The organism is Alteromonas sp. P256 (assembly GCF_036864455.1).
GTDB lineage: Bacteria > Pseudomonadota > Gammaproteobacteria > Enterobacterales > Alteromonadaceae > Alteromonas.
Genome location: NZ_JAZETM010000012.1, coordinates 1 through 13933, shown reverse-complemented (window position 1 = coordinate 13933; position 13933 = coordinate 1). Strand labels below are relative to the sequence as shown.

Here is a 13933-nt window from a genome sequence, read left to right as displayed (position 1 = left end):
ATATGTATCGCAAATAACGTAGTACACGTTACATAATACCAACAGTCGATAGGAAGAATGGGGTAGCGCACTTGTAGTTTGAGTATGCGTACCCATTCTATCTTTGCTTGTAAGGGTTTGAAGTGTTCAAACCCTTTATTTTTTACTAGGAGTAAGATTTGGAGTTTTTGTACGAATACGGCTTGTTTGTAGCCAAAGCGGTGACCTTGGTGGTTGCGTTTGTGGTTGTTGTTGCAACCATTGTTGGCGTAGCAAATAAGCAAAAACACGGTAAAGGGCAGTTAGAGATTACGTCAATCTCAGATCAGCTAAAGGATATAACGCAATACGCTAAGCAAGTACTGCTAGACAAAAACTCGGCCAAAAAACTAGCGAAAGAACAAAAGAAAGAGGAAAAAGCGAAAGGCAAGCAAAAGAACGACGAACCGAAACCGCCTAGACTGTATGTCATCGACTTTAAAGGTTCGATGGATGCAGGCGAGGTGGATAATCTAAGAGAAGAAATTACCGCAATTTTGTGTGTTGCAGATAAAGATGATGAAGTCCTAGTGCGTCTTGAAAGTGGCGGCGGTGTTGTTCATGGTTATGGGCTAGCTGCTTCTCAGCTTCAGCGCATAAAACAAAAAGGGCTTAAACTGACCGTGTCGGTTGATAAAGTAGCAGCAAGCGGTGGCTATATGATGGCCTGTGTTGCTGATAAGCTTCTCGCCTCTCAGTTTGCTTATATTGGCAGCATTGGTGTGTTGGCGCAGCTTCCAAACTTTCATAAGCTATTAAAGAAAAACGACATAGAGTTTGAGCAACATACCGCGGGTGAGTTTAAAAGAACCCTAACGGTGTTTGGTGAAAATAACGATGAAGGCCGCGCCAAGTTCAAAGAAGAAATTGAAGAAATTCATGTGTTGTTCAAAGACTTTGTCCATAGCCAGCGACCAGATATGAACATCGACCGTGTAGCGACAGGTGAATATTGGCCTGGTACTAAGGCCAAAGAGCTTGGTTTAATCGATGATATTACAACCTCTGACGACTACATCTTATCTCATTACCCTGAACGAGAAATTTTTAGTGTTAAGTATTCTGTGAAAAAGAATGTGGCTGAAAAACTTGGTATGTCGGCAGCGTCAGTGGTTGAGCGGGTAATCATGAAATCGTGGAGTAAAGCCAGACACTGGTTTTAATGTACATGTGAAAGCGGGGCAGTGATTGCCCCACTTTACGAGCAAAATAAGAAAGAAAAAATGGCACGGCAAACGAAAAACGACATTCTCGATGCAGCAGAGTGTTTGTTCTCCCAAAATGGCTTTTCACACACTTCAATGCGAGAAATAACCACGCGGGCAGGGGTTAACCTTGCGTCGGTCAACTACCATTACGGCAGTAAAAAAAATCTTATTCAGGCTGTTTTCAAACGCTATTTTGACCAACTTATGCCCCATATCGACATCTGCTTAGACTCTTTTGAATCTTCTAAAGGAGCACAAGGCGTCGAAGAGCTGCTTTACACACTTATTCCACCTATGCTTGAGCTTAATACCGTGACTGAACACGGCACAGCTAACTTCGTTAAGCTACTTGGCAGAGGGTACAACGAGACTCAAGGCCATTTACGACGTTTTATTATGACAGACTATGGCGCAACGGTACGAGCACTGGTTAGTGCTATTCAACACTGTTTACCGCACGTGCCTGAGGAAGAGCTATTTTGGCGTTTGCATTTCGCCATAGGCAGCTTCGTCTTTTCCATGGCATCAAGTCAAGCACTCACCGAAATCGCCGAATCTGATTTTCAAAAGCACGTTGATATCCGCGAGGTCATTGCGCATTTAGTCCCCTTCGTAGCGCAAGGTCTAGCGGGCAGGTAGCCAAAATAAGACGCAAGGCTTAGTGATAAAATAACCACGAACAGCTAGCCGAAATCTAGCGAGGTTGTGTAGAGCCCGGTGCCTCAGCGTTTAGTTTGTCTGCCCAATACTGTTTTACTGAGAAGCCGCTTTTCTGCGGTTTTGTCTTAGCCACATTCTTAGGTCTAGTTTTAGAAGTAGTTTTAGGCGGGGTTTCAGACATAGCCTTTTTTGCCGCTTTCGGTGTGGAGGGTGTTTTACTTCCACTTTCTAGCAACGCTGCAGTCATCTCTTGAATCTGTGCCAGCCTCACATTTTTGCCACCATCGACACTGTACCAGCCACTTTTGGCTTGAATATCCGGTTGTTTACTGTTTGCTTTAGTGTAGGCGTGAATAAATTCTTCTAAAACGTCGTTTTTATCAGGTTTTGCCATAATTTTCCCGTTGTTATTTTGTTTCGCTTAATTCGTTTTGCTTATTTTATTACTCATATTTTGTTATTGTGCTGACCTGTTCGAGGCGTTGCTTTGTGCCTTTGCCTTCGTTTTTGCCGATACAGAACTTAGCGGCAAAACTTCCAACACAAAGTATAAAAAATGCTCATGGTTTTTATAACGTTTTTTTTACATTCTGTCTAATTTTCAAGCTAATGCTTTAAAGGAGTTCACGTGTCGGTTACTAATCAAGCGCTTAAAACATATCTAGACGGGTTACTTAGAGCTCATGAGATAAGCGATTACTGCCCAAACGGCCTCCAAGTTGAAGGCGCTAGAGAAATAACAAAATTAGTCACGGGAGTTACCGCATCGAAGGCGCTAATTGATGAAGCTATTAAGCGAAATGCCGATGGCATTGTGGTGCATCACGGCTATTTTTGGAAAGGTGAATCTCAAACCATTACCGGCATGAAAAAACAGCGATTAAAGGCGTTGATTGAAAACGACATTAACCTGTATGCCTACCATTTACCCTTAGACGTTCACCCCGAACTTGGCAATAATCGTCAGCTAGCGGACTTATTGGGGATAAAAAATATTGCAGCTGTGGCGTCAGTTAAGCCCACCGGTGTTTTAATGCGGGGGGAATTTGAGAACGCGTTTTCATCAGGAGAATTACGTGCTGCATTGGGCTCCCTGTTATCACGGTCTATTTTGCTTGAGGGCAGTGAAGCAAAACCGATAAAAACCTTAGCCTGGTGCACTGGTGGCGGGCAGGGCTTTATAGAGCAAGCCGTGGAATTAGGTGTTGATGCATTTATTACCGGAGAAGTTTCTGAACAAACTATCCATACGGCACGAGAGATGGATATTGCCTTTTTTGCTGCTGGGCACCACGCTACAGAGCGATACGGTGCAAAAGCGCTGGGAGAACACATCGAATCTCATTTCGATGTAGCCGTAGAGTTTGTTGATATAGACAATCCAGCCTAATTATCTCGTTCCAGGATGTGAACTCACACTATGATTGATGACCATATTTTTGACGGCATCGCTGATAAGTTTGCCAAGAATATTTACGGTACTACGAAGGGAAAGCTTCGCCATACCTTGCTTTGTGACGTGTTAGATAGCCACCTTACTGCCAACAGTACGGTACTTGAAATAGGCGGTGGCACGGGTGTAATGGCAGCGCACTTAGCCGCATTGGGGCATAGCGTTGTATTAACCGATGCCTCTAGCGATGTACTTCAACAAGCAGCAGACCTATTTTCTCACAGTAGTAATGAGGCCATTCGAGATAACATTGAGATAAGGCAAGAGTTTCTTCAGGAGATAGCCGACTTTAAACGCTTCAATATTGTTATTTGCCACGCCGTATTGGAATGGTTAGACAACCCCTACGAAGCATTGTCCTCTATCTATGAGCGTATGAAGCCTGGGACGATAATGAGTCTAAGCTTCTTTAATCATGACGCTAATTTATTCGCCAATGCGATTTATGGTAATTTTGATTACATTGAAAAAGGCATGAAGGCTAAAAAGCAGGTTCGATTAAATCCAAAGCAGCCTCTCTCTGCAGTGAAGGTACTTAACTACTGCGAAACACTCGGTTTTACTGTATTGGATAAGGCCGGTATTCGATGCTTTCATGACTATATGCGCGACATTTCTCATCAAAACACTAAGTACGATGACTTACTGGCCTTGGAGAGGAAATACCACAAATCTGCCCCCTACCTGTGGCTGGGCAAATACTTTCAGCTTATTGTAAGAAAGTGATATCGTGCTTTGCTTATCACTAGCTGCTAGTCGCTAGTCGCTAGAAGCTAGCTACTAGCCGATTTTATTCAATTTCATTTTTCACCTGTCCCCAAACTAAAAATGAGAATATCAATGTGCCACCGACCACATTGCCCAAAAATACGGGAAGAAAAAATCCAAATGTGGCATCCATCAACCCAAGTTTCCCTAGCCACATGAGATAGGCCATCTCAACGGAGCCTGCCACAATGTGGGTAAAGTCTCCCGCAGCGATTAACCATGTCAATACCAGAATAATCATAAAGGCTGATGACTCAGATTGGGGGATCATCCAAACGATCGCTGCGATAAGGATCCCTGCGGGGATGGCCTTGTAAAAACTATCTAAGGGGGGCATGAAAACGGCATGTTCGCTTAGAGAGAGCATCGCTGGCGCAACATCCTCAGGTAATGCCGGTGTAAACACATACAACGCCGTTATTAAAAAAGCGCCAATAACATTTGCTGTCAACACAATGCTCCATAGCTTTGCCATGCAGAACATGTTTTTCTTTTTAAAATCTTCTATGAGTGGGAGAACGGTCGTTATTGTATTTTCAGTGAATAATTGCATGCGGCCCAATATCACCAGCATGAAACCTAGGCTATAACCAATGTTTTCAATTAAATAACTATAAGGTGCATCGGGCAGATACGTGCGAAGAATTGCTTCCCCAAGCACTGAAAATGAAATTAAGATACCGGCGGCTATTCCCGACCATAACAAGCTTGGAGTCGGTCTTGTGAGTTCCTCTTGCCCTGCTTGTTTTATGGCTTCATAAACAATACGGGATTTTGGCTGTGACAAATCTTCTACTTCACGAGCCATTTTATTGCTCTGGGAATCATTGCTCTCAGAATGTTTGTTTTCAGAGTTTCTACGTAGTTCTGTTTCGTCCGACATAGTTTGACAATCACTCCGCTTAAATAGTCAGCCCGACCGCGCTGCCGATGTCCATCTTCGAATACAACACGCTCATACAGCATTCTAGTACAACATTCTCGTACAATACGCACGGCGCATGTAAAGCGAACTGGTATTGCATCAAAGGTAGTTAACAGTGTGTTATTTAAACTTCATCTAGTGAGTAACGGATCATCCGGCTTTTTGTTCTTTACCAGAATATAGTTACACCAAAATCAGGGCTTTAACTTTCCGATTCAAAATGTAATTTGACGGCAATCCACGTTTAAAAATACAATACTGTATATGTGTACAGTGTTGTGGTTTTTATGAAAGTTATACCGGTTAAAGCACAAGCAGGATTAGTAGGGTTCGAAAGCCCTGCTGCAGAATATATAGAGATGGAGTTAAGCCTTGACGACTTGCTCATCGATAAACCTTCCGCGACATGGATTGGTGTCGCTCAGGGCTCCTCAATGGAGCTGGACGGTATCTTTGATGGTGATGTGCTCATCATTTCACGAGCGGAACAGGTTAAACACATGTCTATTATCGTTGCGGTGCTTAACGGCGTGTTTTGCTGTAAACGGCTAGACATGGAGCGTCGTGCGTTACTTTCTGCGCAATCTGACGCCGTACCATACTTTATACAAGAGGGCGATGACTTTTCCCTTGAAGGGGTAGTCACTCGTTCAGTGAGAATTCACGTGCCGCTTAACAAGAAGGTAGGCGCCTAGTGTTCTTTTTGTGCGATGCGTCGGGGTTTTATTCATCAGCAGAAAAAGTGATGCGGCCAGACCTGCGTAAAAAGCCAGTGATCACCCTTAGCAATAACGATGGCTGTGTGGTGGCAGTGTGTCCCATAGCGAAACGATTAGGCATTAAGAAATTCGTGCCTTATTTTCAGGTAAAAGACGTTGTCGAAAAATACGGTGTAACGGTAACGAGTTCAAACTATGAGCTTACAGTTGGGAAATATTTTAGACATCACATGTTGTAATGTTTCAGGTTGTATAAATTAGACGTCGAGACGAGGGGTGGTTACAATTCTTATATTTGGTTAAGAAGTATCTTGAAAAAGTAGATGTATGAACGCGCCCCCCTGGGGGAAGGCTTAGCAGTGTGAATAACGGATGATTTAGGTGTTAATGTGATTAAACAGAATAGGTCGTTTCCAGATGACTTCGGCTTTGACTATTGTCTTATGTGGATTAGTACGGAGAAATATCCCTCATTTATAAGTAGGCCAGACCCTGAAAGTGGCGAGATCATCCATGACGTTAGGAACAACGCAAAATCATTTGCTCATAAACTTCCAATTTTAATAGACCCCGATGGTATCAATGTGGTGCCAGTGAATCTATATCTTCACTCTTTGTTGGCAGACCCAGATATATCCTCCGATAAGACGATTCAATCCCATGCAGTTGCGTTATTGAGCTTCTATCGGTGGTTGAGCACGGAAATCCCCGAACATACTCACCAAAGGACTGGCCTTCTGGTTGATGAAAAATCCCCGGTAACAATATATGACTGCACCGAGAAGGTAGAGGAAAGTCCAATCGTGAGATATCGAGACTATTTATTGGAAAACCTTTATACCAAGAATGAAAATGGAAAAGTCGATGGTTCTCCAAGTACAGCCTCTAACTATGTTTTAAAAGTTGTCAATTACTTCATCTTCCTTCATCGCCAGCGGATAATTTCAATCAGCAAAACCTTTCGACCATTTGAGTTTAAGGCAAAGACTGTTTGCATAAGCAACAAAGGAAACAGAGCACAACATGAAATGCTCTCACATCTCAATCGCAGTCACAGTAAGGAAATTATTGTATACACCACAGGTCTCACTAGACCATTTAAGAACATAAAAAAACCTCAAGATGCTGATATTCGGGAGCTTAACCCACTTCGTGAAGATGAAAAACAAGAGCTTTATAAACACCTTGATATTGAAAATTCATATGACACTAAAGCCCTAATGCTGTACTTAAAAACTGAAACGGGATTGAGATTGGAGGAATTGATAACATTTCCTGCCTCTGTTGTGAACAAGCCAAAAGCTAAAGTAGTTAAGGTGCAAATTGGTGAGAGTATTAACGGTTGCTTAACCAAGTTCAAAAAAAACAGAACAATTGAAATCCCAGCCAGTGTCATGGATCTGTTGTACGAGTACAAGTTAAGTAAGGCGAGGAAGAAGGCTATTGAAAAAGGATTACTTCGTCATAACCACTTATTCGTTAAATCGAATGGCAATATCTACGCTCCAAATACCATTCAAAAGTATGTGGAAACTATCCGCAATGATTTGACGCACTGTGGGCTTGATATTTATTTTGCCCCTCATGACTTACGAGCCACTTTCGCAACCGACTGGCTGTACAGCAAACACATGGAAACAGATAAGCCCTTCGAGGCTCTGTTACAGGAGCTGGCTGATTTGATGGGGCATGAAAGCACCTCTACCACTCAAAAATACGTTAACTACATGAATGACAATAAAACATGGTTGGAATTCGCTCAGCGTAAAAATCAATTCGCACAACAATCGCTGAGGTGATGACATGGCAAAAAGTCGATTAGCAGCATCGAGAAATCAAAATAAATCACACGCTCCGCCGGTTACTAAGAAAAATGTTACTTCATTAGATTTGATCGTTGATATAAGGCTAGAAGGGGTGCTTAACAGCACAAGATACAATTTTATTTATTGGTGCCATGAACAGTGTGATCCCAAAAAAGCATTAGCTAAACCCTCTCGGCTGGAAAGAATGCAAAAGCTGAAAAGGTGGGTTGATCAAGAGAAGAAAAATGAAACCAATGCATGGTCTCTAGTGGCTAGATTAAGCGCCTTAAGGACTTACATTGCATTTTGCGACATCAAGAAGTTCGACCCTTTTAGTCAGGTTGGATATCTTTATTACGCTGGTAACTCAGGTGAGTTATGGCGCTTAGTTGACATTGCTAGTGAGCCTAAAAAATACCAATTTCAGTATCATAATGGTGAAGAGTTTGGTTTGTTGGAATCCTCAGCTCTTCAAAAAAAGATGAATCTCGACTCGATTCTTCAAGTGCTTGATTTTGACGTGTCAGACATGCAAGCCACGCTCAAGAGCTTTACTGGTGAGACAACAGATTTTGCTACACTACCTTATACACCAAGCGAATGGTATGCACTAGTTAGACGCACTCAGCTTCTCTTTTTCTCTTTGGTAACTCAACTTATTGCGTTTAAAGAAGAAAATCCCGAATCGCCCCCGCCTCAATACCTAGAAAGCATTGTGGTTGAAAGAATAGGTAATCGTGACATTACGATTACACTTGGGAGAAAAAATGGTTCAGCTTCAGAAGGCCCAGCGAGTCCTTTTAATCAATGTATGGCGGCAGCTTACACTTTGTTTGCCTATTACACAGCATTTAACGACACAGTGATTAGACAGGTTCGCCACCCCATCAAAATGGTTACGTCAAATAAAGATGGTCGGACATCAACAGTTGCTCAAGTTCGCGCTTACAAAGGTCGAGCATCAAAGGACGTAAAAGCGTTATTTTCAGGCTTAGAAGAAAGCTCTCACCCCGAAGCCAAAGATGAGGAGGCTGGGTTTATTGTCGCTGACATCAATAAGCGCGACACTGTTGGAGAAACTGACGGAATTACCTTTCTTCGAGCACTCGAACTCCTCTCGAAAACCTACAGCGAAGACCCTTATGACACTCTGATATATTTCCTCAATAGTGAAGGTGATAAAGGCAATGTTGATGTGTCTAGAGCTTCATTCCAATTATCAAAGAACCTAAATTTGCTTTCTGATAGCAGAGCTGAGTTGACCGACCATCTAGTCAAAACCTACGCCGACATTGTTAAAGATCAAAAGATGACCACGTTTAACAAGATTAAACGAGATGATGGTGTATACATGATGGAAGCAAAAGTCACCGTTCTTAAAAAGCAAGTTGTAACAATAAGAGCAATGCCTATTGCTTATGCTGCTCTTTCATGTGTGACTGATGTTTCATTGCGGAACGCGCTTATACCGCTTAAATATTCAGAGAAAGATGCTGATGGAGCGATCACAGTTTCTTTCAAATATGCTGATGGCTCTAAAGGTGAGTTTATTGTTTCAGCTAAATACAAACCTTTTCTTCAATTGGTTGAGCGTTATGCTGCGAGCAAAAACCCTTTACCCAGAAAAAATTATGGTTTTGGTGGGGGGAGTTCAACATCCAAGCATCCATTCTTACTACCGCTGGGTGGTAAACATGTTACTCGTCAGTGGTCAGAAGGTGAGGTTCCGATTCGCGAAATTCTGTTAAAATTGTGTGGCATTGGTCGCGGTGATTATTTTATAAATATTACCGCCAGTAGGATTCGCATTACTCATTCTAACTTAGAGTATAAAGCAGAAGAAAAAGGGTCGACAGCCCGAAAAATTTTGCAACACAATATTGAAACAACTGAAAGGCATTACCCCAATGGCCACCCTGTTTCAAACAACAAGCAAGTGTCACAAGGGATGATGGGGTTAGTCTACATAGCCCAGGGCAAGAGCCGCAGTGAAGCTATAGAATCGGTAAAGAAAGAATTGGAAATTCCCGTCGTAGAATACGATGTTTGGAAACAACGTAATGCTCCTACAAACCCCAATGGCATTAGCTGCGGCGGGGAAATTGATTTGCTGTCAGAGAAAGATTGGCATTATGCAGCACGCAAGTTCGCTGAAAAAAAAGGGATTATTGAAGAGGGTCAAGATATAACCTGCTATCAATACGATCTTTGCGTCTTTTGCAAAAGCGCCAAACTCGTTGATGACCCCTACGCTATTTATAAACTATTGAGCTTTCTCGATACGTTAAGTGAAGCCATTGACCAATACCCAGAACGCGCTTCGGTAATTCAATTAAAGATAAATAGCTTTCAAGCGAACCTTGACGGACTACCATTAGAGACCGTTGAACAAGCTGAGGATTTGCTCGAAGAAAAAGGGCGTTATCCACTATTTGACTCGTTATCTTCCATCACCCAATTTTTATAAGAGCTATATCTATGCTGTCTTTTGAAAACTCACAAGATATGGATTCAACCTTAGATACCATGCGTTTAATTGGTGATAGAGGCGACTATTTGCAACAGGAACTTCTCCCTGCGCTACTGCGAGGCGATTGGGAAGAGTTAGACAAAATGGTGGTCTATCAAGATCAAAAAAAGACCATCTTGTTTGGCGAGGATATATGGGCGTTTAGAGATTCTGACTACAAAGGCAGTGGGGTCACGAGCTTGATTTTTAACATTGAGCCAGAGCAAGAAGAAGATGTCATTGTACTTCATCAAAAAGAGCGTCACATGCTTAATCAAATGAAGTGCGTAGCATTAGCGGATATGTGGTTTTCTGTTAAACATATAGAACTGGCTTCAATCAATAATAAAAAAAACTCTCTTCGAAAGGATATTGCCCAACTAATCAAACGTGGCATCAAGTCATTTGAGGAGTTGAATGCAGAGCATCTAGAAATTTTGGTTATTGAGGGATGGTATGATATTTCTAGGAGCTATTGTTTTATAGGGTTGAATAGTCTTGTCCTCTTGAAAGGGCTGCTACCTTTCAAGGTCAATTTTTCACATCAAACCCATAAGATGTACAACATGAGTTCTGATGCCCAAAACGGAAAAGTGGTGATTCCCCCCCGAATCTATTTTGCGGCATTAAAAGGGTACAGTGAAGATATCGTAAAAGCCTACGGACTAAGAGATGAAATCGAACAAGCAGTTGAGCAGATGATTTCCTTTTATTCCGATGAAGTAAAAAGAAAAATACTGAGGATTAGAAGCGGCTTTAGCTATAAACCTCGTAGCGGTTATGCAGAGTCCTGGGAACGATTTACCCAGGCGCTCAACAACAATGGAATAACCTTAGCGGATAAAGGTGAAGATCCACGGTGGATGCAAATATTCACATCTATTCAACCCCGCATTCAAATACGACGAGAATGTCTTAGTATCTGCAGAGCACGCATTGGCAACACTCATTATGGCTGGGCTGGTTTAAGAGAGTATTTGAAAAGCTTGAACACAAAAGCCTCATGGCTTTGCTTGGCATTGTCAGGAATGCGCGTAGACGAGTTGTACAAAATAAGTCCTGTTTACGGTGCGCAAAGAATGACTTTCGATAAAAATGGCTGTGAGTCCGAAACTGGCAAGGAAACCATTTACTTTCTAACTACACGCCAATCAAAAATTACGCTCAGTAGTCAAACCAAAAATGACACGTTTGTAACCACTGAGGCGGGTTGGAAAGCCTTTCATATGTTAAATGCTATCAATACGCCTTATCGCAATAGATTTGCAAAGAAAAATAATCATCGAATGTTTGCAAACTTGAAGGACATCGCTTTTCCCCAACCTATAGGGAAGAGCGCATTGCACACTAAAATTAATACGGGGTTTAACAGCGATAAATTTAATTTTACACTTACAGCAGAAGATATGGGGCATCTACAGACCTCCGACCCAGCCCAGACATCTTTTAATCAGGGTGATAGATTTCACTTTTCACCACACCAGACACGGCGCTCCCTCGCTTACTATCTAATTGGTTATGAGCTGTGTTCTTTCCCCGCCTTGAAGCAGCAATTTTCTCACTTATCGATGGCGATGACGCGATGGTATGCCCGAAATGCCTATTCATTTGAAAAACTTTACAGCGAAATACAAAAAGAACGAGTCACGCAAAAGGCTGAGATATTTGCTCGCATATATCAAAAAATGGCGAATGGTAAGCGTATCGCAGGAGGTAAAGGTCAAGCCGCAGCGACTGAAATTAGTCGCGAAGGTGAAAGTTACTTTGAAGATGGAGTAAGCAAGCGCAAGCTATCGGTTGACTACTGGATAGATCGGTTAACCAACGGTAAAGAGCATTTACATGCTATTGCTCCTGGGATGTATTGCACTAACACTCAATGCTCAATGCGTATCAATATTGATTTAAGTGAATGTGTAGACTGCGAATATGATTTTATTGAAAATGCTGTTTATGCCGAATCCTCTCGTATGGACGCAATGAGAAATGTTGAGTTTTTAAAAGAAACCAATGAATTAAACTCGAGCTCTGCAACCAAATACCTTATGCAGGTAAAAGCTGCGGAAGCGATCATGGATGAGCTAGGATTAAAATACGAAAAGTATGAATTTGCAGAAGATGTGCTGAATTTGGTTATCGAAACGACGAGGGAGGTGTAAGGCATGACAGATAAGGCAGAATTAAGCTCAACAGAAAGACAGCTAAGAGACGCATTGGCGCGGCTTGTTGATCAAAAGCCGATTAACAGAGAGTTGAAACAAAAGCTTAAAGCCAACAAGCTTAAAATTGTTGTTTCTAATGTTGAGAAAGAAGCGGGGTTATCGAATGGATCGGCCAGGCGCTATCCAGAAACAAAATCGCTGATCGAAAGTGCTGAAGCAAATCGCGTTTATGGAGTAAGTAATGTGTCCGATACTGTGGTTAGCGACTACTCTCTCCACATAAAGTCTAAGGAAGACTTAGACAAAGCTAAAAAAGAAATCAAAAAGCTCAAGGGAGAAATTGAGAAGAAAGAAGAAAAGCTTGGAGATTATAAAAAACGCTTAAAGTCTCAAGCTGTGAGAATGCACCAAATGACCGTTGCTATGTGGGAACATATGCCTGAAGAATGCAAGCATATTGAGTTAATGATCGGTGTGGAAACAACGGGGGCAACAAGCAACGTTCTAGAATTCAAAAAGCGAGAGAAGCTAGATTAATCTGGAGAATTTTTCCAGATAATTTCCATACGATTCTTCGCGGTGAAGCAACTCATATTTTTCGTGATACTTTGGTTTATCTTTTCCCTTTATCTTACAATTGAAGCCGATGAGCGTGGCTACATCTCGATCTTGAGATGAATTTTTATCATTACCCTCTTCACTAACATACCAAACAGAGGTTTCAGGGTGAGTAATGGCAGCAATCAGAGAACAGGCAAAATGTATTTTCGGGCCAAACGGAGAAAGTACGATTTATTCGCGTTTATCAAAGACTCAATTGAAAAAATGGCTTGTACCGGATTTCCAATGTCGTACTCGATTTTGTTTTGTTTGTAACGCTTAAAATTTTTTAATTTACCTTATCAACGTCTTCTCTATACTTTTCTTCGATTGAATTGGGAAGGAATATGAGTGAGCTAGAACTTTCCATTTACTCTATGGCACCAAGTGCCTTTTCATATCCTGTTCCAACAATAGTCAAGACTGGTAACCCTGGCCTATGACCATCCATTGTAAAATCTATTTACAGACTTAACTGCATTGTTTGAGATACTGCTTTTTGATGGGGCCTTGTACTTAACTAGTTCGTAGACGATACAAAGTTCAATATCATGCTTCTTGCTTTGCTACAAACGACATTATTTCAGCAACCACCTTGTGTGATAACAATGAAATATCCAAAGTTATTTTAAAAGATGCTCGATTATTTTTGGCAAAAAACTGGCAGAAAGTCATAACATGAAAACTTTTTGCTGAAAGCGACCGAAAAAGTCAATCTTGGATTCATACCATGATTTGAGTGGTCCTTGAGAAGGCTCATCGTCTATTTCAATATCCGAGGTAGCTGTGGGAAATTGATTTTTTTCCGTACTTTTGGGGAGCAAATCACTGGCGTTTTCCGAATCAGGATGCTCAGAGTAAGAAACTTGATTAGTGCCTGGTGATTTTACCACTGCATAATGCGGTACTTCTTCAGCGACACGATTGGAATACTCAAGCAAACGAGGGTGTGCGAGTGTTATAAGATATCCAGCCTCGAAAGGTGAATACTGAACCCTCAAAATACGGCCTAAAACCTGTCTAAAATAAAGTTCTGTTGTGACTAGTGATAAATAGCAACAAACCCGTAGCCGAGGTATATTCGTTCCTTCACTTATCATGCCAAC

Annotated in this window: 11 protein-coding genes and 2 pseudogenes; 10 read left to right on the top strand and 3 right to left on the bottom strand. The window is 41.7% G+C overall.

Annotation, left to right across the window (positions count from 1 at the left end; translation table 11 throughout):
• Positions 1-158: 158 nt before the first annotated feature.
• On the top strand, positions 159-1181 hold the full coding sequence (gene sohB, locus V7R39_RS15610; RefSeq protein WP_334031826.1) for a protease SohB: 1023 nt from the start codon (positions 159-161) through the stop codon (positions 1179-1181).
• A 60-nt stretch (positions 1182-1241) separates the two neighbouring features.
• Complete coding sequence (locus V7R39_RS15605; protein WP_287008698.1) at positions 1242-1865, top strand: TetR/AcrR family transcriptional regulator; 624 nt, start codon at positions 1242-1244, stop codon at positions 1863-1865.
• 55 nt (positions 1866-1920) lie between these two features.
• Here V7R39_RS15605 and V7R39_RS15600 read toward each other — a convergent pair whose 3' ends face one another.
• Entirely contained in the window at positions 1921-2280 is a 360-nt protein-coding gene (locus V7R39_RS15600; protein ID WP_334031825.1) for a hypothetical protein, read from the bottom strand.
• Between the two features lie 234 nt (positions 2281-2514).
• On the opposite strand from V7R39_RS15600, the gene V7R39_RS15595 reads away from it, so the two are divergent.
• Positions 2515-3276: a Nif3-like dinuclear metal center hexameric protein gene (locus V7R39_RS15595; protein ID WP_334031824.1), complete on the top strand. Its 762-nt coding sequence runs from the start codon at positions 2515-2517 to the stop codon at positions 3274-3276.
• Positions 3277-3306: 30 nt separating this feature from the next.
• Positions 3307-4065, top strand: a complete 759-nt coding sequence (locus V7R39_RS15590; RefSeq protein WP_334031821.1) for a methyltransferase domain-containing protein — start codon at positions 3307-3309, stop codon at positions 4063-4065.
• A gap of 64 nt (positions 4066-4129) precedes the next feature.
• Here V7R39_RS15590 and V7R39_RS15585 read toward each other — a convergent pair whose 3' ends face one another.
• Positions 4130-4990, bottom strand: coding sequence for a formate/nitrite transporter family protein (locus V7R39_RS15585; RefSeq protein WP_287008638.1), 861 nt, complete (start codon positions 4988-4990; stop codon positions 4130-4132).
• Between the two features lie 329 nt (positions 4991-5319).
• On the opposite strand from V7R39_RS15585, the gene V7R39_RS15580 reads away from it, so the two are divergent.
• The 6 genes and pseudogenes from V7R39_RS15580 to V7R39_RS15555 all read left to right on the top strand — a co-directional run bounded on the left by V7R39_RS15580 (position 5320) and on the right by V7R39_RS15555 (position 12764).
• Entirely contained in the window at positions 5320-5727 is a 408-nt protein-coding gene (locus tag V7R39_RS15580; RefSeq protein ID WP_334031819.1) for a LexA family protein, read from the top strand.
• Positions 5727-5954, top strand: a pseudogene (locus V7R39_RS15575) (Y-family DNA polymerase); the annotation flags it as partial. The gene V7R39_RS15580 and the pseudogene V7R39_RS15575, both read left to right, overlap by 1 nt.
• Positions 5955-6140: 186 nt before the next feature.
• Positions 6141-7550, top strand: a complete 1410-nt coding sequence (locus V7R39_RS15570; RefSeq protein ID WP_334031817.1) for a tyrosine-type recombinase/integrase — start codon at positions 6141-6143, stop codon at positions 7548-7550.
• Between the two features lie 4 nt (positions 7551-7554).
• Positions 7555-10023, top strand: coding sequence for a hypothetical protein (locus V7R39_RS15565; protein WP_334031815.1), 2469 nt, complete (start codon positions 7555-7557; stop codon positions 10021-10023).
• A gap of 11 nt (positions 10024-10034) precedes the next feature.
• Complete coding sequence (locus V7R39_RS15560) at positions 10035-12224, top strand: integrase (protein ID WP_334031814.1); 2190 nt, start codon at positions 10035-10037, stop codon at positions 12222-12224.
• Positions 12225-12227: 3 nt separating this feature from the next.
• Positions 12228-12764: a hypothetical protein gene (locus V7R39_RS15555; RefSeq protein ID WP_334031813.1), complete on the top strand. Its 537-nt coding sequence runs from the start codon at positions 12228-12230 to the stop codon at positions 12762-12764.
• A gap of 734 nt (positions 12765-13498) precedes the next feature.
• Here the strand turns inward: V7R39_RS15555 and V7R39_RS15550 are convergent.
• Positions 13499-13933 (bottom strand): annotated as a pseudogene (locus tag V7R39_RS15550) (DEAD/DEAH box helicase); the annotation flags it as partial.

Excerpts from the sequence above, each read along its gene's own strand:
- V7R39_RS15605 (WP_287008698.1), top strand. The coding sequence starts at position 1,242 with ATGGCACGGCAAACGAAAAACGACATTCTCGATGCAGCAGAGTGTTTG.
- V7R39_RS15565 (WP_334031815.1), top strand. The coding sequence starts at position 7,555 with ATGGCAAAAAGTCGATTAGCAGCATCGAGAAATCAAAATAAATCACAC.
- V7R39_RS15600 (WP_334031825.1), bottom strand. The coding sequence starts at position 2,280 with ATGGCAAAACCTGATAAAAACGACGTTTTAGAAGAATTTATTCACGCC.
- V7R39_RS15580 (WP_334031819.1), top strand. The coding sequence starts at position 5,320 with ATGAAAGTTATACCGGTTAAAGCACAAGCAGGATTAGTAGGGTTCGAA.
- V7R39_RS15560 (WP_334031814.1), top strand. The coding sequence starts at position 10,035 with ATGCTGTCTTTTGAAAACTCACAAGATATGGATTCAACCTTAGATACC.
- V7R39_RS15585 (WP_287008638.1), bottom strand. The coding sequence starts at position 4,990 with ATGTCGGACGAAACAGAACTACGTAGAAACTCTGAAAACAAACATTCT.
- V7R39_RS15590 (WP_334031821.1), top strand. The coding sequence starts at position 3,307 with ATGATTGATGACCATATTTTTGACGGCATCGCTGATAAGTTTGCCAAG.
- V7R39_RS15555 (WP_334031813.1), top strand. The coding sequence starts at position 12,228 with ATGACAGATAAGGCAGAATTAAGCTCAACAGAAAGACAGCTAAGAGAC.